This window comes from Hyphomonas oceanitis SCH89 (assembly GCF_000685295.1).
Classification (GTDB): domain Bacteria; phylum Pseudomonadota; class Alphaproteobacteria; order Caulobacterales; family Hyphomonadaceae; genus Hyphomonas; species Hyphomonas oceanitis.
This window is the reverse complement of the sequence record NZ_ARYL01000028.1, coordinates 1-22721: the sequence shown is the minus strand read 5'-3', so window position 1 is coordinate 22721 and position 22721 is coordinate 1. Positions and strand designations below refer to the sequence as shown.

Annotated in this window: 5 protein-coding genes; 4 read left to right on the top strand and 1 reads right to left on the bottom strand. The window is 54.7% G+C overall.

Features of this window, described 5'->3' with window-relative positions; all coding sequences use genetic code 11:
* Positions 1-5 precede the first annotated feature (5 nt).
* From HOC_RS15470 to HOC_RS15450, 4 genes are read left to right on the top strand one after another with little or no spacing between them, the layout of a single operon-like run.
* Positions 6-7529 carry a type I polyketide synthase gene (locus tag HOC_RS15470; protein WP_156950509.1) on the top strand — a complete coding sequence of 2508 codons (7524 nt, stop codon included), beginning with the start codon at positions 6-8 and terminating at the stop codon, positions 7527-7529.
* A complete protein-coding gene (locus HOC_RS21435) occupies positions 7526-14146 on the top strand; it encodes a type I polyketide synthase (protein WP_084146368.1) in 6621 nt (2206 codons plus the stop codon). Before HOC_RS15470 ends, HOC_RS21435 begins: the two co-directional genes overlap by 4 nt.
* A complete protein-coding gene (locus HOC_RS15460; protein ID WP_035540248.1) occupies positions 14143-15012 on the top strand; it encodes a DMT family transporter in 870 nt (289 codons plus the stop codon). Before HOC_RS21435 ends, HOC_RS15460 begins: the two co-directional genes overlap by 4 nt.
* Complete coding sequence (locus HOC_RS15450; RefSeq protein WP_084146367.1) at positions 15009-21329, top strand: type I polyketide synthase; 6321 nt, start codon at positions 15009-15011, stop codon at positions 21327-21329. Before HOC_RS15460 ends, HOC_RS15450 begins: the two co-directional genes overlap by 4 nt.
* A 799-nt stretch (positions 21330-22128) precedes the next feature.
* On the opposite strand, the gene HOC_RS15445 is transcribed toward HOC_RS15450, so the two are convergent.
* Positions 22129-22721, bottom strand: a 593-nt coding sequence (locus HOC_RS15445; protein ID WP_035540241.1) for an IS3 family transposase, incomplete at its 5' end; no start/stop codon positions are given.

Here is a 22721-nt window from a genome sequence, read left to right as displayed (position 1 = left end):
CAAACATGTCTGAACTTTCGCCGTTGAAGCGGGCATTCTTGGCATTGGAAGAAGCGGAAGCGCGCGCAAAACGGCTTGAAGAAGCATCACGCGCGCCCATTGCGATCATCGGACAAAGCTGCCGTGTTCCGGGCGCTGATAGTCCTGAAGCTTTCTGGCAACTATTGGAAACTGGCACTGACGCAACGGGCACAATACCTGCCGACCGCTGGGATCATGGCAAATACTACACAACTGACCCTGACCAACCTGGTGGCATTGCAACAAACCGCGGGGGGTTTCTGGATACAGTTGACCGTTTCGATGCAAACCTATTCGGCATTGCACCTCGCGAAGCGCGCAGCATGGACCCTCAACAGCGACTATTTCTTGAAACCGCCTGGGAGGCATTGGAAAATGCTGGGGTTGCTCCGGATAGTTTATCCGGCACAAAAACCGGCGTCTTTTGTGGAGTCACCGGCTCCGACTATGCCTACATGCAACTTGCGTTGCAGGACCCAGAAACTTTGGATGCCCATTTCACTTCAGGAATAGCTCATAGCATCGTCTCCGGTCGGTTATCGTACCTCCTCGGCCTCCAAGGCCCGAGCATCACGCTTGACACTGCTTGTTCGTCTTCGCTTGTGGCGATTCACGAGGCTGTTCAGTCTCTGCGGCGCGGTGAAACCAGGATGGCGCTCGCTGGCGGGGTCAACAAAATCCTTGCCCCGGAAATATTCGTCGCGCTGTCTCGTGCACACATGCTCGCGCCAGATGGTCGATGCAAAACATTCGACGCAAGCGCTGATGGTTTCGCCCGAGGAGAAGGCTGTGGCGTCATTGTTTTGAAGCGGCTGAAGGACGCTCAGGCAGATGGTGATCGGGTGCTGGCAATTATTCGTGGCAGCGCAATCAATCAAGATGGTCCCTCCAGCGGATTGACCGCACCAAATGGTCCGGCGCAAGAAGCGGTCATAAAGGCGGCCCTCGTGGATGCCGGTATCGAGACATCTGATCTTGGTTATCTTGAAGCGCACGGTACGGGTACGTCGCTGGGTGACCCTCAGGAAATGCGAGCAATCGGCAATGTCTTTACGTCAGATCGCGCGGCACCCTTGATTGTGGGTTCCGTCAAGACCAATATCGGGCACCTCGAAGCGGCCGCTGGCGTCACGGGCGTGATTAAACTTGTGCTAATGCTGAATGCGAAGCGCATCCCCCCACACCTCCACTTTAACACCCCGAGCCCGCATATACCTTGGCACAATCTTCCTGTTCGCATACCGACGCGAGCCGAACCATGGGAGACAGTCAACGGGCGCAGGATTGCGTCGGTGAGTTCGTTCGGATTCAGCGGAACGAATGCACATGTTGTCTTAGAAGAGGCAGCACCTCACGACATATCTGAAGCGTGTAACGAGCCCTCGATAATAGTAGTTTCTGCGGCCTCAGAGGAATCCTTGCGTGAACTCGCATTGCGTCACGCTGAAACACTCGCCGCACCGAAGACATCGCCTGTAAGAGACATCTGCCGTACCGCAAACGCCGGACGTGCGCAGCTATCGTATCGCGCAGTCGTGTCAGGGAGCACGCAAACGGAATTGCGGGCAGGATTTTTGCAACTCGCGGATAGTGATGATCTAATTACCGGGCCCGTACGGTCCAAGCCCAAAGTGGCATTCCTGTTTACAGGACAGGGCGCCCAGTTCATCGGAATGGGACGCGATCTCTACACCCGTATTCCCGTTTTCAAAGCAACGCTGGACGCGGCTTCTGAACGCCTAAAAGGTCAGCTGGAAGTACCGCTTCTAGATGTTATATTTGGCTCGAGCCAAAATGACAGTCTGCTTGATCAGACACGCTATACACAGCCCGCCCTCTTTGCCATTGAATACGCGCTTTACCGCATGTGGCAATCATGGGGCATTGAGCCTGATCTGGTCATTGGTCATTCCATTGGCGAATACACTGCGGCATGCGTTGCAGGTATCTTGAGCTTCGAGGATGGCCTCGACCTGGTGGCTGAACGCGGGCGGCTGATGAATGCTCTGCCGTCAGGCGGAGGCATGATGTCTGTAAATGCGTCAGAAAACCTTGTTCGGTCCTACCTGCCGTCCACCGTGAATATCGCTGCTGTGAATGGGCCTGAGCAAACCGTGGTCGCCGGCCCTACGGATGCACTTGCAGCAGTCGAAAAACAGCTGGCATTGGATGGAATTCACTATCGCACATTGCCCGTGTCGCACGCATTTCACTCTTCCTTGATGGATCCAGTGCTTGATGCATTTGAGAAACGGGCAGGTGAAGTATCGTTTTCGTCTCCATCCATTCGGTTGATCTCCAATATTACAGGTACAACTGCCGATCCAAATACGATCTGCACACCCGCATATTGGCGCCAGCACATACGAGAGTCTGTTCGCTTTTCCGATGGCGTCGCTGCTCTAGCAGAGCACGGGGCGCAGATCTATGTGGAGATCGGACCACAGCCCGTTTTGACCGCACTTTCCAGAGAAACGCTGGAGACTCGCACCCTTAGCGAGCCCGCAAGCTTCCTGACATCGATGCGCCGTGGTCGTAATGAATGGGAGCAGGTTCAGTCAGCTCTAGGTTCGCTGTGGCAGCAGGGAGTACCCATTAACTGGCCCGCTGTCGAAAAAATCCGTGGCGGCGTCATCACTGATGTACCAACTTACCCATTCGCTCGCGAGCGCCACTGGATCCCTGCAAAGAAGAACCTTCAGATTGAAGCGGCATCATCGGGCTCCTTGATTGGACACTCCATCCCCACTGCCGCCTCGGATAAAATATGGCAAGGTCGAGTTTCCACACGATCACACTTATGGCTCAGTGATCACGTGGTGGGCGACAATCTCATTGTGCCGGGTGCAGCAATGCTCAGCATGATGGCGGCCGCAGGGTTAGCTGTGTCAAAATCCACTGGTCCTGTTTCTCTGGAAGATATCATCATTGAAACTCCGCTTTCCATTTCGGGAGACGGAGGAGCGACCCAGCTACAAACATTATGCCAATCGACCGATGGCAACCTTTCGGTAAATAGTCTCTGTCCGGATTCAAAAGACACATGGACCCGGCATGCGTCTGCGCATCTCATGGGTGGGCGCTCAGATTCGCCGGCTGCGCTTCATCCGGATAGCATGACTAAATCAGATGAATCCGAGATCGACACTGAACACTTCTATGCAGATTTGCAAAAACGCGGGATAGAACTCGGCAAATACTTCAGAGTCCTAAGCCAAATTCATGCGCACAAAGAGTGCGCATCGGCTTATGTTACATTGCCGGAACAGACTTTGGTGGATGCAGACCTTCCGGTCCACCCACTTATTCTCGACGGTTGCTTGCAAGTTGCGGCTGCCACACATCCCGTGCAGTCAGCCGACCAGCAGGCGTTTCTTCCATTCGCAATAGACCGATTTTCCATCTTCTCGACACCAGGTCGCCGGGTATGGGCTCAAGCGACGGTCCGCGTCGAAGGGCCTGACATGTTGAGCGCTGACATAACTGGCTATGCCGAGGACGGCACGGTAGTCATGGAACTTTCAGGCGTTCGTTTTCGAAAGCTTGATCCTGTCTTGTCGTTAACAGCTGCGGGGCAGCCTCTAAGCACAGCGCTCTATGAACTAGGTTGGCTTCCACAACTACCACTCCAAACAGTGCAGGACTTATCAAACATTGCCGCACAGCACGCTGGAGCCCTCGCCAAAGAAGCAGGTCTCGAAGATTACGACCCCTTCGTACGTCGACTGGAAGAGGTGTGTATCGATTTTGTCCGGAATACTTTTGGGTCGCTCGGCTGGAAGCCATCTGTAGGTGAGAGCTTTGATGCAGCGGCGCTTGCTAATGAGTTGCACATTCTGCCTCGTCACCATCGCCTGTTCAACCGTATGCTTGAAATACTGGCAGAAGCCGGCGATATGCAGCGGACGGTCGAGGGGTGGCTAGTTAAACGCGCGCTCAGGCAAACCGAATTTAGTGAACTAGCAAACTCCTTGAGGAAATCGTCCCCTCCAAAAGCCGCACCTGAACTGGACATTGTCCTGAGGGCGCAGTCCGGGTTCACACAGGCACTTGTGGGTGAATGCGATCCATTGGAACTTTTGTTCCCGTCCGGCAGCACCGAAGCAAATGAAGCGCTTTATCGCGACGTGCCCACTTCGATCTATTTCAATGGATTGATCGCCGATATGGTTGCTGATCTTGCTTCGCAGGGACGCTTGCCGCGGATTCTGGAAATCGGTGGCGGCACGGGTGGAACAACTGCACGCATTGTTAAAAAAATCGATCCTGAGACTGACTACACATTCACAGACATTGGCCAGAGTTTCGTTGATCGAGCTCGCAACCGTTTTGGGCATAGACCTGGGATGCATTTCAAGACCGTTGATCTTGAACGCGATCTCACAGAGCAAGGCATTGAACCTAGTTCTATTGACGTGGTGATTGGTGCCAACGTTATCCATGCGACCAAAAATCTAGGAGAAACACTACAGCGGCTAAAGAAAGTCATGTCGTCAACCGGAAAGCTGATCATGCTGGAAGTTACCAAACCGCAACGCTGGTTTGATCTGACTGTTGGCCTGACACCAGGTTGGTGGGCGTATGAGGATACTGATCTTCGAAGCAATACGCCGCTGCTCGAAAAATCTGCCTGGATTGAACTTCTCAAACATACAGGTTTCAGCGACGTCGCTGCAATTGACGGCGATCCAGGCACGCCAGGTTGCCGGGGATCACAAGCCATCTTGGTTGCATCGGCCAGCAAGCGCTCTGCGCGCTGGGCCATCGCCTCTTCAAACCGATCGCTCGCAAATGCACTAGCAGAAGGGCTGGTTATTGGCGGTCAATCTGCGTCTGTATTCCTAAGAACGTCCGTCGCAGACTTCGAGGCATTCCTGAAAGAGAATCAAGCCTTTGACGAGATCGTTATTGTAGATGATGCCGCCTCAACGAATATAAGCGATAGATTCGCGTCAACGCTGACGGCGGTTCAAACAGCATTGAAGGCAAGTCCAACCAGCGGCCTGACCTTGCTAACGCGAGGCGGAGAAGACGTCACTGGCGTCGAATCAAAACTTAATCCAGCAGGTGCTGCGACGGGCGGCTTGGCTAGGAGCGTTCCCTTGGAAATGCCCGAACTTCAATGTCGTCGCATCGACTATGATCCGGATTCTGAAGACAGCGGTATGATTGTCGCGGCGCTCCTTGGCCAAGATAAAGAGCCCGACGTCGCAATCAGGGACGGAAATCGCTACGTTGCAAGGCTGCAGCCTTGGCGCCCGAAAACTTTCACAAAAGAAAGCTCCAATTCTTGGCAGCTTGTAAATAGTGCACCCGGGACCCTGGACCAACTTGAACGCCAGCCCATGCAGCGGCGAGAACCCGGCCCAGGTGAAATCGAGGTCGCGGTCGAAGCAACAGGGTTGAATTTCCGCGATGTCCTAAACGCACTTGGGGAATATCCAGGTTCTCCGCCTCTGGGTGGAGAATGCGCAGGTCGTGTTGTTGCAATCGGAGAGGGCGTGAATGGCTTTCAGCTCGACGATTCTGTTGTCGCGCTGACGAGCGGCGCCTTTGCCTCACATGTGACCCTGCCCGCCGCCTTGGCGGCTCACCTTCCCGACGAATTCAACATGTTCGATGGGGCCGCATTTGCGATTCCGTTTGTTACGGCCGAATACTGCCTCCGTGAACTTGGACAAATTAAAGCTGGTGATCGCGTTCTTATCCATGCTGCCGCTGGGGGTGTGGGTATGGCCGCAATGCAAATAGCGCGCATTGCAGGAGCTGAAATTTTTGCGACGGCAGGCAACCCGGAAAAGCGCGCACTGGTGAGCCGATTAGGCGCCAAATTGGTTATGGATTCTCGAAGTCCTGACTTTGCCGATGAAGTGCTGAAAGCAACCGACGGGTTGGGTGTTGATGTGGTTCTCAATGCGCTGACTGGCGAGCTGATAGATGCCAGTATGCGCGTCTTGGTCAAGGGTGGACGCTTCATTGAGCTAGGCGTTCGCGATGTGCGGCACGAAGGATCACCCGCATATAAGAAAAGCGAATTTCAATATCATCCTGTGAATTGGGGCCATATCGCCGATAATGACCCAACCTACATAGGCGGAATCCTGCAGAGAGTGGTTGCTGGCTTCAATAAAGGAACATTTACTTCTCTGCCTCAGCACAATTTTGGTCCGGATCGGCTCATAGACGCGTTCAGACTGATGGCTCAAGCAGGGCACATTGGTAAGATAGTCATTGGCGCGCAAGAAATGCCGCGTACGTCTATCCGAACCACTGGCACTTATCTTGTTACCGGTGGCCTCTCGGGCATCGGGTTGGACACAGTTCGTAGGCTGGCTGAGGAAGGTGCCGGACGGATTATTGCCACTGCTCGCAGCGAGCCTTCCTCCGAGGCGGAAGCGGAGTTGGAGAAACTTCGTAGCAAAGGCGCACGCGTAGAAAGTCACAGTGTCGATGTAACTTGCGAATCCGCAATGGAGCGCCTCTTCGCAAGAATTCGTGAGGATGGGCCTCCACTTCGTGGAATTATTCATTCGGCCGGTCTGCTGGCCGACGCGGGCATACAGCAGCAAAGCGCCGAAACCGTTCGCACAGTCATGGCTCCAAAAGTCGATGGGACTTATATCCTTGAAAAACTGAGCCGGGGCGATCCTATTGATATTTTTTGTGCGTACTCATCGCTTGCTGCCGTCCTGGGTTCGCCCACACAGTCGAACCATTCTGGCGCAAATGCAGCGTTAGGCAGCATTATGCGGGAAAGGAACAGACGCGGTTTGCCGGGACTTGCAATTGACTGGGGACCGTGGAGCGACATCGGCGCTGCCGCCGGCAACACTACCCTGGACCGACTTTCCGAGCAGGGTATTGCAGCACTGACGCCAGCCGAAGGACGCGCAGCGAGCGCCTATTTGATGAATGTCGCTAGCGGGCAAGTCGCCGTGGCTCCTATAAATTGGCAAAAACTGTCTGAATGGCGCGGTGATAAAGCCAACCCGGTATTCTCACATTTGATTAAAAGGGATCATTCGGCCTCCAATACCAATGCAGCAAGCGTTAGCAGCACTGGCGCACGAGGCCGAACGGTTGATGAAAGCGCACAGGTCGATCTTGTTGATCTCATTACCAGTGCAGCAAATGATCAGAAAAGAAAGGTTCTCGATAAGTTCGTCGAAGACATGCTACGCACAACTTTTGCGCTGCCAGCTGATCGAAAAATTGACCCAGATATGCCATTCGGAGAGATGGGGCTTGATTCACTTTTGGCGATTGAATTGCGCAACCGGCTAGGACGTGCACTTGGACGTAAACTGCCCGCCACCCTTCTATTCGAGAGCCCCACGATCAACACATTAGGCGATACTTTAATCGCTGAATTTATTGAACCAACAACGGGCCTAACTGTTGCACTATCGTCGCAAAGCGCTGGCGTAAGCGTATTTGATGGTATTGAGGATCTTAGCGACGAAGAGCTGGATATAATGCTGGGGCTTAATGCCGGGGATGACAAATGAGCGAGTTTCTTGAGCGCATTCAGAAGCTTTCTCCAAAGCAAATTGCTGTTCTTGCTCTCCGGCTAAATACGGAACTGGAACAAGTAAAAGCGGCACAGTCTGCGCCAATTGCTATTGTCGGCATGGGGTGCCGCTTCCCTGGAAACATAGACGGTCCAGACGCATATTGGCGTTTCTTGGTGGAAGGCAATGAAGCCATACGCGATGTGCCTGCAGATCGCTGGAATGCCGATGAGTGGTTCAACTCGGATCCAGAAGCAAAGGGCAGGATGTCCGCCAAGCGCGGAGGCTTCCTCGATAATATAACAGATTTTGACCCAGCAAGTTTCGGTATCACGCCGCGCGAAGCGGCAACAATGGATCCACAACAACGCTTGTTACTTGAGGTCGCATGGGAAACCCTTGAGCATGCAGGCATAGCACCAAACAGTCTTTCCGGAAGCCCGACCGGAGTATTTGTGGGTATCTGCAACAGCGACCATTTCCAACGCGCGCTGCACCGCGGTCCCGAGCAAATTGATGCCTATATTGCATCTGGTAACGCCTCCAGTGTGGCGGCAGGACGAATATCCTACACATTAGGATTGAGTGGGCCCGCGATCTCGATTGATACCGCATGCTCCTCCTCGCTGGTAGCGTTGCATCAGGCAATTACATCGCTTCGTACGAGCGAGTGTTCGCTGGCACTCGCAGGCGGAGTAAACATAATCAGCGAGCCTGAAACCATGGTATCGTTGTCAAAGGCAGGCATGCTCGCACCGGATGGCCGTTGCAAAGCATTTGATGCGGCTGCAGATGGATTCTCGCGTGGTGAGGGTTGCGGGCTTGTCGCACTCAAACGACTTTCTGATGCCGAGCGCGACAATGATCGAGTTTATGCGGTCATTCGCGGCTCTGCATTGAACCAGGATGGACGAAGTGCTGGTCTTACGGTTCCAAGCCGGAGCGCACAGGAGGCTCTCATAAAAGCGGCGCTGGCTAATGCTGGAGTCTCCCCACAGGATATTAGCTACGTCGAAGCACATGGCACAGGCACACGCCTTGGTGACCCGATCGAAATACGAGCCATTTCAGCGGCTCTGACATTGGGGCGCGATCCTGATCAGCCACTCATCGTTGGTTCGGCAAAAACAAATTTTGGTCACTTGGAAAGTGCAGCAGGCATAGCCGGCGTCATAAAGACAGCGTTGGCTTTGCATCACGGGGTGATCCCCCCACACCTGCATTACAAGGAGGGCAATCCAGAAATCGACTGGGACAATGCCGGAATAGTCATTCCAACCAAGGCGCAAGACTGGACAACGCGTAATGGGCGTCGGCTGGCAGGCGTAAGCTCTTTCGGCTTCAGCGGCACGAATGCTCACATTGTCCTTGAATCCATTCAGCAGGCCGCTGAAACGGCTGCCCAAGGCCAGCTTCCTTACTATTGCCTTCCCATATCCGCTCGCAACCCTGCCGCGCTCCTGGCCCAAGCCAAGCGAATGAGCACCGCTCTCTTGGAAAGTGATGCCGATCTCGGTTCCATAGCGGGGACACTTGCCACCGGCCGGGCTCATCTGTCCGAGAGATTGGCTGTAACTGCGTCAACCGTCAAAGATGCATCTGATGCGTTAGACGATTATGTTAACGGAAAAGAATTGCAGCGCGTTAACACCGGATGTGTACCACCTGGTCAGTCCTCTGACGTTGTATTCCTTTGTACAGGACAAGGCGCTCAATACCCCGGCATGGCACGCGCCCTGTTCGAGCACTCTGCCGTATTCCGGGACATAGTTGAGCGATGTGATGCGGCGCTCGGGAAACAACCAGATGGGCGCACGCTGATTGATGTCATGAATTCTGAAGGAGGGCCTGATGCCGCTCTTCACCAAACTCAATGGACACAACCGGCGCTATTCGCTGTTGAATGTGGGCTCGCTGCAGTATGGCGCTCTTGGGGTATCGAACCATCGGCAGTAATTGGTCATTCAGCGGGCGAATTCGCAGCAGCAACAATTGCAGGAGTCTTTACACTTGAAGATGGGCTAAAGCTCGTTGCAGCACGTGGCAAGCTTCTGTCCGCACTACCCTCGGGCGGCGCAATGGCCGCCCTGTTCCTGAGCGAGGCAGACGTTAGAGATTTGATCTCCCCCTATGCAGGAGAGGTCTCCATCGCCGCCGTGAATGCACACGATAGCGTGGTAATTTCAGGAAGCGTTGCTGGCATCGAAGCTGTTTTGTCCCAACTCGAAAAACAGGGCATGCGTGGACATCGTCTACATATTTCATTTGCAGCTCATTCGCCATTGGTAGACTCGGCGCTCGACGCAATGGAGGAAGTTGCGGCGAGCGTCATCGCTCATCAGCCAAACATCCCGGTAGCCTGGAACTTGACGGGCGGCATCGCACTTCCAGGCGGAGCGCCCGACGCAACCTACTGGCGGCGTCATTTACGCGAGCCTGTTCAGTTTGCAGCAGGGATGTCGAACCTTCGCAACAGCGGCCATCGCGTTTTCCTCGAACTAGGCCCTCATCCTGTCTTGGCTGCACTGGCAGCGCGAGATGTCGAAGATCTTAATTCCGAAAACATGCCTGTCTTTATCGGCTCCCTTAGACGCGGTCATAATGACTGGGCGGAAATGTCAGACGCATTGGGAAAACTATTCGTGGAAGGCGTTGGAATTAACTGGAAGCAAACCCTTCCGACGCCCCGGCAAAAGACCGTTTCCTTACCGACCTACCCTTTTCAGCGTAGCCGCTTTTGGATTGAAAGCCGCAGCAGGGTGGACTCACCCAGCCTGTTGTCATCCGCAACAAGCTCCATTGCCGGAACACAAACGGAAGCAGAAGGGCTTGTTTTTGAGACCATCCTATCTTCTCAAAGCCATGATTGGCTTGCAGACCATGTCGTACATGGAAGTACGCTCGTAGCGGGGCCGGTATATCTGTCTATGGCTATTGATGCAGCCATAAGAGCTTTGGGCATAGCCGATTGGTCAATTAATAATTTCGCCATTGACCACGCATTGCGATTAGATACTCAGCCGCTGCTTGTTGAAACCCGCTTGGGCAAGGAACCTGATGGCCGTGTAACTTTCACGATTTCCAGCAGATCTCAATCCAGTTCGGACGCAACCTGGACACAACATGCGACAGGAGAGCTCACATCCCACGCTGTAAATTTTGCGGATCACGCCGACGATATCGAAGCCGACGCGACGAAACTTCAACCAATCAACTTGGCTGCGCTCCATCTTTCGAAGCTCGAAAGTCTGGGCATACAACTTGCTGGTCGCTTCCGCACGCTTGATCGCTTGCACATTGAGAATGGGAGCGTCATAGCCCGCCTCACATTACCGGAAGGACTGTTGCCGCTTGCGGTGCCTTTTGCCGACCCAGGTTTGCTTGATGGTGTGCTGCAAGCAGCAGGGGCAAGTCTGCCTCAGAACGAGAACGGAGAAAGCCCACTCTTCTTCCTGACAGGTATCGAACAAGTCGAACTTGCCGTGGCGTTGCCGTCCACAATTTGGTGCCGCGCAAATCTGAGAGCTCCTCAAGGACGCCGCCGCCAGATTGTCGATGCAACAATCTATGACAACAACGGCTGTCAAATTGGCGTCATTACGGGAATCCAGCTCACCCGCGCCGACGGAGACTTGACGAATGTGCCCAATCAGTATGAAATTCAATGGCAATCGGCACCTGCCAGACAATCAGCCGCCGCTTTTTTGCACTCCCCAGAATCTGTAAATGACGCTTTGATTACCGCTTTTTCTGATCTTGCAGCGGAGCATGATTTACGCAGTTACGACGCCACCCTCCCTATACTGGATAAAATTTCCTTCGCTTACGTGAGTAAGGCATTTCGTGATCTTGGTTTTGACGAGACACTAAACCGCCGCTTCAACGCGAAGGAAGAAGCGAACCGCCTTTCAGTTGCACAGGGCCAAGCTCCACTTTTTGGCAGACTCCTCCAGATTCTGGTGGATGAAAATGTTCTTTCCACTGATGGAGATGAGTTCTGGCCTGTAAGCCAGTGCCCACGGCGCGATCCTGCGAATATGTGTCAGGACGCGTTAGAGAGCTTGGGAGGCAACTGCACCGAGCTTTCGATTCTTCAGCGCTGCGGTAACGATCTTGCCGGTGTGCTGAGAGGCCAGAAAGATGCGCTGGATCTTCTCTTTCCCGGCGGCTCTCTTAAAGAAGCCCGACAGTTATATGTCGAGGCGCCTTTCGCTCGTACATTCAATGGGGCACTCGCCGAGTTGCTCCGGCAAGTTACGAAGACCGTCCCAGATCACCACCGTATTCGCATACTTGAGATAGGCGCTGGCACAGGCGGAAGCACCGGGTCAATACTGAGCGCTCTCGCAGGCAGAGAAATAGACTACGTTTTTACCGACGTGACCCCCCATTTCCTTGACGCAGCAGCTAAGACCTTCAGCGACGTTGCTGGTTTCTCAACAGACATTTTAAACATAGAAAATGATCCTGCCTCCCAGGGCCAGGAGTTGGGGTCCTTTGATATTGTCGTCGCCGCCAACGTGCTCCATGCAACTGAAGACTTGTCAAAAAGTCTTCAGCACGCCCAATCTCTTCTCGCTCCCGGAGGCGAACTGCTTCTCTTGGAAGGCGTCGCCCCCGAGCGCTGGGTGGATCTGACATTTGGAATGACACCAGGTTGGTGGAAATTCACCGACACATCCCTGCGCCCTAATTATCCCCTTATATCCACAAACGCTTGGTTACAGCTGGTAGATCAGTCAGGATTGACGCAAGTCGCCCATGTTGGAGGTGATGTCGAACTTGGAAGAGCCAGCTCACAGCAAATGCTACTCGCAGCGCGCAAGCCAATTAACAAGCGTCACTTAGTCATTGCCGGAGATGCTGGAAACTTTCGGGGCGCCCTATGTGATGCATTCGAGCAGCGCGGCTTCGAAGTCCTTCCTAAATTGGAAGCGATCTCTGACGAACCTTGCGATATTCTCTACATTGGCGCATTGACGCATGCCGATCCTGAGATGAGCCCCGATGCGTCCGTCTTGACTGCGCTTGAAGAGGCCACTTTCGTTACGCCTCTCCGGCATCTCCTTCATCTTGCCAGCAAGAACGATGGCTCCCGTCTCTGGATCGCCACCCAAGGTGTCCACGCATGTGATGGATCTCAGCCCTCGCCCGTATCAAGATGGCAGGCGCCTGTACTCGGCTTTGGCCGAACTGCCGCGCTTGAGGCGTCGTCAAACTGGGGAGGAATGATCGATCTTGACGGTGATGTTGAACTGACCGAGCAGGCCGATGCTGTCGTCGATTCAGTCCTGACGCGCGATAGCGAGGATGAATGTGCGTGGCGAAATGGACACCGTTTCGTCCCACGCCTTTCGGAAGTGCCCCCGCTTAACAACGGCATTGTGCGCTTTGACCCGAATGGAACTTATCTTGTCACAGGTGGATTCGGCGGACTCGGTACGATTGTAGCAAAATGGCTCGCTGACAATGGCGCAGGGCGCGTAGCGCTTCTCGGTCGGAACCCTGATCTTGATGGACCTGCAATGAATGCTGTGCGCGAAGCAGGCGCGCAAGCCGTAGCCATACAGGCAGACATAGCAGACTGCGTCTCGCTTGAAGCCGCCCTCGACAGCCTTCTGCAGTCAGGTCCGCCGCTTCGTGGCGCATTCCATGCGGCAGCACACCTCGAAGCTGTTGCCATGAGCGATCTGACACTTTCGCAAGTTGATGCAATGCTGCGACCGAAGATCGCTGGAACACTTGCGCTGGAGGCCGCGCTGTCCAAACGAGGTGCCGAATTCCTGGCGCTCTTTTCATCCACAACGGCAGTGCTCGGTGCACCTGGATTCGCTCATTATGGAGCCGCAAACGCCTTTCTCGACGCCAGCGTACACAATCCCGGACATAGCTTGAATGTAATTTCAGTCGGGTGGGGAACATGGGACACGATGCGTTTGGCATCCGATGAAACCCAGCGCACATATGGTGAGCACGGCCTTCAGCCGATGAATGCAGAGGGGGCACTGGATGCGCTCGGCGGCCTCATCCGCGCATCACGTTCCTGCCACAGACTCGTTGCCAACATTGATTGGGATCGCCTCAAGGCACTCCATGAAACCCGTCGTTCGAGGCCACTGCTCTCAAGGCTTGGTCAGGCCGCGCAATTAGCGTCCGATAGTCGTAATAATTCTGTGGCTCAAGGCGACAATTCTTCCGCGGAAAATGACCTGCAAAGCAAGCTCGCAAACGCCCATGAGTCAGCGCGCATCGAAATTTTAGCTGAGTTCGTGGCTGCAGAAGCTGCCATCGTCATGGGAGAATCTTCGGGGGAGCTTATTCCCCCTGACCGGGGATTATTTGAAATGGGCATGGACAGCCTCATGTCTGTTGAGCTGCGCCGAAGGCTAGAGCAAGGTACGGGTTTGAAATTGCCGTCCACGCTCACCTTTAATTATCCCAACGTGAATGCGTTGGCAGATTTTCTGAATTCACGCTTCGGAATTCAAACAGCTCCAACGAAAATGGAAGTGACGGAAACACCATCCCCCGCCACACCACTCGACGACTACGATTCCATAAGCGAGGAAGACTTGGCAGCCCGACTTAGGGCGCAATTGGACCTGCTTGAATGACGGCATCTTATCGCCCCATTTTCCTGATGCTCGGCTTCGTCATTACCTGGACTGCAACAGAAACGATTGTTGGGACACTTCTGAATCGATACCCAACGTTTCAGGTTGTGTGGCTGCACTATCTGACATTGCTCATGATGTGGGTGGCAATCATCGCTATTCGGGCACCAGGTACTCTGGTGCGTACGCAAAAGCCTGTTACGCAAATCTTTCGAGCCGTCTTCCTGCTCTTGATGCCGGTATCCTGGGCATTCGCCGTAAGGTCCGGATTTGGACACACCGTAAACGCCGCCTTCTGGGCCGCCCCCATTTTGGTAATCTTGTTCTCAGCCTTGCTGCTCAAAGAACGGCCTGGCGTTGTGACTTTTCTGGCCGCTACCGTCGGCAGCATTGCGGCCATCCTCATTTACGCCCATGGGCCTATCCCAGTTGGGCTCATGTGGTTTGCGGTCTTGGCGATGCCCGTCTCATTCAGCTTATTTCTGGTCCTGTCCCGCTCACTTCGAAGCGAAACAATTATGGCCAACCTATTCTACCTGACAGCAGGAATTGTGATCATTCTTTCGCCATTCATTCCGTTCATATGGGTGGCATTGGAATTGCAGCATATTCTTCATTTCGCAATAACGGGAGTGTTGGGTTTGGTGGCTCTGTCATTACTAAATAGAGCCGCTTTCGAGGCATCTCTCGTCCCAACCGCACCGCTTTTACTCGTCCCGGTTCCGCTGGCAATATTGGTCGGCTGGCTTACAAGCAATGGAAGATACAATTCATATAGTTTTCTCCTATTGGCGATAATTTGCGTTGCATGCGCCATTCCTCTCCTCACTGCGCTGAATGCAAGCCTGAAAAGAAATAATCCATGACCACTTCCCGTAATATGCTGAAAGAGGCCTTGGTCGCGATCGAGCGCCTCCAGGCAAAACTTGCTGACGCAAAAAAAGCCCAGATGGAACCTATCGCCATTGTTGGCTGCGGCATGCGTTATCCAGGAGGCGTCAATTCTCTGGACGATATGCAAGCCTTGCTGTCAGGCAAAGTGAATGCAGTCCGGACCGTACCCGCTGATCGCTGGGATGCAGAAGCCTACTACTCCCCCGACCAGGAAGCAGCCGGCAAGATTGTGACAAAGAAGGGCGGATTTCTGGACCGGATTGATCAATTCGACCCGCAATTCTTTGGCATCTCTCCGCGAGAGGCAAAATCACTCGATCCACAGCAACGTCTGCTTTTGGAAACAGCCCATGAAGCGATGGAATCGGCTGGCATAGCCACTGACCAACTTGAAGGAAGTTCAACTGGCGTGTTCGTCGGTATCTCGACGACCGAGTATGGACGCCTGATGTGGGCGAGTGGTGCGGAACAATCAGACGTTTATTCAGCCACTGGCGGCGCCATGAACTCTGCCCCGGGCCGCATTTCATTTACGTATGGGTTTCTCGGCCCCAGTGCAGCCGTCGATACGGCCTGCTCCTCATCATTGAACGCTATCCATCTTGCCTGCCAAAGCCTCCGCAATGGCGAGAGCGATCTCGCTCTTGCCGGAGGCGTGGCAATTATCGCAATGCCCGACGCAATGGCCATGTTTTCAAGATGGGGAATGCTTTCTCCCGATGGTGCCTGCAAGACGTTTGACGCATCGGCCAATGGCTTCGCTCGCGGAGAAGGCTGCGCCATGATTGCGTTGAAGCGGCTTTCCGACGCGGAAAAGGACGGTAACCCAATCTTGGGTCTGGTCGTTGGCTCGGCAACAAACTCGGACGGCCGGTCAAGCGGAATGACCGTCCCCAGTGGCCCCGCGCAGGAACACATGCTGAGAACTGCCTTGGCAAGCGCACAACTGGGACCCCTGGACATCGATTATATCGAGGCACATGGCACGGGGACCCCTATTGGTGATCCGATCGAAGCTGGAGCGCTTGGTGCCGTGTTGTGTGCGGGGCGCGCGCCTTCCGAACCGCTTCGTATTGGCTCGATCAAGACAAACCTCGGCCATACGGAGGCCGCATCGGGTATTGCCGGTCTACTGAAAGTACTCGCATGTTTCCGCGCGGAATCCATTTTTCCGCAACTGCACTTCATAAGCCCTAACCCGGGCATAGATTGGGCCGATCTTCCGCTCGAAGTTGTCACTGAGGCAGCACCTTGGCCACGCCGGGATACACCTAGACGAGCTGGCGTAAGCGCCTTTGGCTTCAGCGGCACAAACGTCCATGCAATATTGGCCGACGCCCCCCGATACAAACGCTCTAACAGCGGAAGCGACCGCACGAGCATCATCCCGCTATCTGCGGAGACACCGACCGCACTTCGTCAACTCGCTGCGCGTTATCGTGACTTTGTCTCAAGCGATAATTCACCTGCGCTCAGCGATGTTGCAAAGACCCTTTCCGTGGGAAGGTCACACCGCACACATCGCGCCGCGCTGGTCGTGTCCGACACTCAAGATCTCCGCGAAAAGCTAACTGCCCTTGCGAACGGAGAACAGGTTCCAGGGATTTCAAGCGGTCGTGCTGGCGGCGGTCGTTTGCCACGTATTGCGTTTCTCTGCACGGGCCAAGGCGCCCAATACCCTGGAATGACGCGTGGGCTCTATGAGTCTGAGCCTGTGTTCGCTGCTTCAATCGATGAGTCAGCCCGCATTCTAAAAGATGTGATTGAGCTGCCGCTTCAGGATGTTCTCTACCCAAAGGATGACGCCACAAGTCTCATATCGGAAACCGCCTATACTCAACCTGCACTGTTCGCAGTGGAATACGCGATGGCGGAGCTATGGCGCTCATGGGGCATTGAGCCATCCATTGTAGTGGGTCACAGCATCGGGGAATACGTTGCGGCCTGCTTGGCCGGAGTGATGAGCCACGAGGATGCATTGCGACTGGTCGCAGAACGCGGCCGTCTGATGCAGCACCTTCCGACAGGTGGCGCCATGGCGGCCATCTTCGCGCCGGAGGATCAGGTTGCGCCGATGCTCGCAGGGATCGAGAGCGAGATCGCCATTGCGGGTGTAAACGGGTCAGAAGAGACAGTTATTTCCGGCACGCTGGCTGCCGTAGATACAGTGCTAAAAGCCGTGGAAAACAAGGGTATCATGGCGCGCCGTCTGACGGTTAGCCATGCATTTCATTCGCCGCTTCTGGATCCAATGCTGGGCGCCTTTGAGGAAGCTGCGAGCAAATTTATCTACCGGCCTGCCCGTATCCAGCTTATCTCTAATCTCACCGGTTCTGCATTTGCGACAGGCACCCAACCCGATGCCGCCTACTGGCGCGCTCACGCCAGAAATGCTGTTCGTTTCGGCGACTGTGTTACGGCGCTGGAACAAGCGGGCGCCGATATCCTTATCGAACTCGGTCCGCAACCGGCCCTGCTGGGGCTTACGGCGCGAGCGCGCCCAGAGGCAAAGTGGAAAACCATTCCAAGTCTACGCAGAGGACAGGACGACGCATATACGGCGCTCAGTGCGTTGGCCGAGGCTTATTCGGCAGGCGTAAAAGTTAACTGGAAAAGCGCCTATAAGCACCGCAGCGGACATCTCGTGCCCGCACCAACCTATCCCTTTCAGCATGATCGCTACTGGTTTGACGCGCAGCCCAATACCAAGCGCCTGGACGTCAATCTTTTCCATCCCATCTTGGGAGAGGTCCAGCAAGTTCCTCCGCCGCGCAAGGCCTTTATCTCGACGATTAATGCACAAGCCCCGTCTTTCCTTGCAGATCACAAAATCCTCGGGCGGGTTATTTTCCCCGCAACGGGATATGTGGAGATGGCACTTGCTGCGGGCGAAGCGCTTCTCGGCAAAGGTCCCCTGACACTCTCGGATCTTTCAATCGAGGCCCCCCTCGAACTGCATACGACTTCACCTTGCAGCATTCATACTGAAGTAGAGCCATCAGGTAAGGACCGTTTTGTCCTTACTATTCGCGAAGTATTGGAGGATGCTGCCCTTCCTTGGCGGACGCTTGTTCACGCCAAACTGTCGCGTCAGCCCATCACAGGTAATTTTTCCGTGCCGTGCGCCAAGCAGGCAAAACGCGAATGCGCCGAAACGCTTGATGTCGCGGCCCACTATAGCCGTCTGGAAACTTTGGGATTGAATTATGGCCCAATATTCCGCGGACTTGAGAGCCTGCAAAAAGGCGATGGGATCGCGGTAGGTATCGCTGTACTCCCGGATGAAGAAAAGGACATAGCCAACTACCGGTTTCACCCGGCCCTGCTCGACAACCTTTTTCACGCTGTTAGCGCACTTGTGCCAAATGACGGAGATGATCAGCTCTACCTTCCCACAGGAATAGACAACATACATTGGGAGCGGGAAGCCCCACGGCGGGTCGTCGTGACTGCCAAACTCCGTAAGGAAAGTTCCAACAAGACTGAGCTCACGGCTGACCTGGTAATGGAAACCGAAGCGGGAGAGTTCATTGCCCGTTTTGAAGGCCTTCGGGCACGGGCCGTTTCGGCCGCCGGACTTTCGAAAGTTCTTGGTGCAAGCAAGACGTCACTGAGTGAGCTTGAACTATCTTGGGAGAAAATCCCCCGTCCGGATGCACCCGTATCGGAGGATTTGTTGATTATAGATCGTGGGTGCGATTTTGCCGCGTCTCTTGCGCAAACAGCAGGAGCAGCAATCATTGCCCCAAGCGATCTATCAGATACGCTCAAAACCGTTACGCCCAAATGGATTGTGTTCTGCGCTCCGTTCGACACCGTTAGCGGAATCGAATCCGAACTATTTGCAGATTTGCTGTCTACAGTGCAGGTCCTCGAATCCGAAAAGCCAATGTGCGGTATATGCGTTCTGACAAAAGGCGCGAAAGCTGTTGCGGCTGGCGACTCTCCAATTCTCGCCTTGAGCGCACTGACCGGATTAAGCCGTACAGTTGATGCAGAATGCCCAGCGACACCGATCCTGCAACTTGATCTGGATCCACATCGAGCAGCGGAGACTAAAGATGTCTTCGATGCACTAGCCCTGGCCGAGAGCGAACCTGAACTAGCCCTCCGCAACGGCGACTTTTTTGCCGCGCGTCTGACTCCCATAACAAAGGCACCATCCACGAAAGAGGATCACAGAGCCGTCATTCGTATTGAAGAGCGGGGAGATCTTGATCGTCTGCAACTCATTGAGGAGCCGCGAACCGCTCCGGGACCAGACGAAGTTGAAATTCTCGTCCGCGCGGCCGGATTGAACTTTCGCGACGTACTGAATGCATTGGGAATGTATCCCGGTGATGCCGGCAAGCTGGGAAGTGAGTGCGCAGGCACTATTACGCGCGTTGGTAAAAACGTCACCAAACTCAAAGAAGGTGATGCAGTCGTTGCGCTCGCGGGCGACAGCATTGCGAGCCACGTTACTGTCAGTCAGAGTTTCGTCTTCCCGAAACCTGACAGTGTAACCTTCGCCGATGCTGTAACACTCCCCAATGCATATCTGACCGCAGCACTATGCTTCTCAATGGCTGGAGGCATCAAGCCAAAGCAGCGCGTTCTCGTGCATGCTGCTGCTGGCGGCGTGGGCCTTGCGGCCATGCGGCTGGCGCTGAATGCTGGTGCTGAAGTTATCGCAACAGCCGGCTCTGATGAAAAGCGCGCATTCGCGCTGAGCGAAGGTGCAACACATGTCTTCGATTCCCGGTCCGACAGTTTCGGTGATGCCATCGAAAAAATAACGGACGGCGAGGGTGTCGACCTTGTTGTAAACGCTTTGTCAGGCGACATGATTTTCGCGGGCATGCGGGTGACGCGCGCGGGCGGCGCTTTCCTGGAAATCGGCAAGAACAATATCTGGACGCCGGAAGAGGCTGCCGAGCGGGCGCCTGGAGTCAACTATCACATCGTCGATCTCGGCGAGCAGATTATCGCCGACCCGGACGAGGTTCGCGCATCGTTCCAGACCATTCTCGAAGCGATAGATAAAGCTGATCTTGCTCCACTTCCCGTGCAAGCCTTCTCGTTGGCTGAGGCAAAAGATGCTTTCAGGTTCATGGCGAATGCACGCCATATGGGGAAGGTTGTGATCCTGCCCGATCCAGAGCCAACACAGGACATGACTGTTCGCTCTGACGGAGCCTATATCGTCACCGGCGGCTTAGCTGGCTTGGGGCTGGCCGTTGCAGAGCGGCTCGCTAAACGAGGGGCTGGAGAACTCATTCTCATCAGCCGCTCCGGCGACAGCGCCGAATCCCAAGCCAAAGCAGCAGATCTGTCAGAACGATACGGTTGCGTCGTTAAAGCAGTTGCGTGTGACCTCGGCAATTCGAAATCATTCGCTGAAATCTGGAATAACCACGTATCCTCTGGCATGCCTTTGCGCGGCATCATACATGCCGCTGGCGTGCTTGATGACGCGCCTGTGGGCGAACAAACCCTTGAGCGGTTCCGAACAGTGGCCAGCCCCAAAATAGGCGGTGCAAAGAACCTGTTGAAAGCCAGCAGGCACGCACCTCTTGACTGGTTTGTACTCTTCTCATCAAGCTCGGCAATGTTTGGTGGCCCCGGCCAAGCCAATTACGCGGGCGCAAATGCCTGGCTTGATGGTCTGGCTTCGTACGGTCGCGCAGCAGGGAAGCCTATCACCAGCATTGGCTGGGGTGCTTGGGGAGAAGTCGGCATGGCAGCGCGCCTCTCCGATTCTGTTCGGGAGCGCTGGGAGCGCATTGGCCTGGGTCAAATTGCTCCGGAAGAAGGTCTGGACGCTATGGAGCGAGTGGTCGGAAAGGGTGCGACCTATGCGGCCATCCTCAATGCCAATACAGCTTTGCTTGCAGCTCAGAGTACACCACGTATACGCGCGCTTTTTGGCTTGGGTGGTCTCGAAACTCAGACTCAAGAAGACACCACCGTCTCACTGGATCACGACATAATCGCGGCGCCTGCCGAGGAACGATCAGCGCTCATAGAGGGCTTCCTCAGGAGTCATGTGGGACGTGCGCTCGGCTATAGCGCGTCGACGATCGACGTAGATAAACCTCTATCCGACCTTGGCTTTGATTCCCTCATGGCTGTGCAGGTACGGAACGCTATCAAGGCGGCGCTTCATGTTGATATTGGTTTGAGAGACTTGCTGAGCGGTCTGACGATCAGCGAAGTGGCAGAAAATCTCGAACACAACCTGAGCCTGTCCGAAACAGAACCAACGGCTGTCGGAGACGAGATGGAATGGGAAGAAGGTACTCTCTAGGTTGGATACCAGAATACTTAGTGGATGCCCGCTACCGAGAATTGCCTGCCGATTGTGCCCATCTTCTCAATCGGCTCGCCGGGCGGGGGTCCATCATTCGTAGAGAACCAGAATATTCTCAGGCGACCTCCTGCGCCATGACATGGCATATGGGCCCAGGTTCAACGCACTGGCGCAATTTAAACCTTCGCATGAGACGAAGAACGTCCCTTTCGGGACGCCACGAAAACAGCTTGTTTTATCGGAGAATTCTGGAGCGGGCGAAGCGCTCCCTGCAATTTTTTTTATTGTTTTATTTCAACGCCTTAAATGCTTGTCGCCTTCCAATTGTAGGTCGTTTTGTAGGTCGTTTTGTAGGAATTTCCGGCACCTCCTTTTTTAACTTCACTAAGGCAGATTCGAACCAGGGATTCCCTCGACAGTGCTTTCGTGCGTGCATGTTCGCCCCCGAGATTTGCCTCTGGAATTCACCGTAACAGATGAGCCCGGATTTCGAGCGGCGCTCATGCCCCTCCCCCAATCGCTTGACGCGAGCCTGTCGGATGCTGTGCTTCGTTCAAATTGCGCGGGGTTCACACGCGGGCATCGATACTGACATCCGGTCAGATCAATGCCGGGTCTGCGCCCCTGGCCCGACATCATAAGGAAAAGTGAACGCCTGCGCCCGGACGTCACATAGTTTCGGTCCGCGAAATGCAGAACCGTAACACGCTTGATCTCAGTCAGGATGCCAAGCTGGCCTGCCCCTCAGTAGTGGTCCACCAGATTTACTAGCCCGGCGGTTTCAAGGCAGCAGCGTTCATGCTGCCACCTCCTCATAGTAAGGCGGCATGAACGCTGCGGGCAAGATGGCTTTTGGGGCAGGTGGTTTGTAGCCGAGAGATGAGTGTGGCCTCGCGGTGTTGTAGTGCTGCCGCCACGCTTCGATCAGGATCTTTGCCTCGCGCAGATCGAAGAAGATTTCCCTCGCCAGCAACTCGTCGCGCAGCTTGCTGTTGAAGCTTTCGCAGTAGCCGTTTTCCCAAGGGCTGCCAGGCTCGATGTAAAGCGTCTTCACACCCACCCTTTCGAGCCAGTCTCGCAAGGCTGTCGCGATAAACTCGGGGCCGTTATCGGATCGTATGTGCTCGGGTGCCCCGTGACGAACGAACAGCTCGCCCAGCGTGTCGAGGACATCCCGGGAGTTCAGCTTCCTCTCAACCCGGATGGCGAGACATTCCCGTGTAAACTCGTCGATCACACACAGCATGCGGAACACACGTCCATCATGGGTGCGGTCCTGCACGAAGTCATAGGACCATACATGGCCTTTGTGTGCCGGCCTTAGCCGCACGCAAGATCCGTCATTTAGCCAGAGACGGCCGCGTTTTGGTTGTTTCATCGGCACTTTCA

Excerpts from the sequence above, each read along its gene's own strand:
- HOC_RS15470 (WP_156950509.1), top strand. The coding sequence starts at position 6 with ATGTCTGAACTTTCGCCGTTGAAGCGGGCATTCTTGGCATTGGAAGAA.
- HOC_RS21435 (WP_084146368.1), top strand. The coding sequence starts at position 7,526 with ATGAGCGAGTTTCTTGAGCGCATTCAGAAGCTTTCTCCAAAGCAAATT.
- HOC_RS15460 (WP_035540248.1), top strand. The coding sequence starts at position 14,143 with ATGACGGCATCTTATCGCCCCATTTTCCTGATGCTCGGCTTCGTCATT.
- HOC_RS15450 (WP_084146367.1), top strand. The coding sequence starts at position 15,009 with ATGACCACTTCCCGTAATATGCTGAAAGAGGCCTTGGTCGCGATCGAG.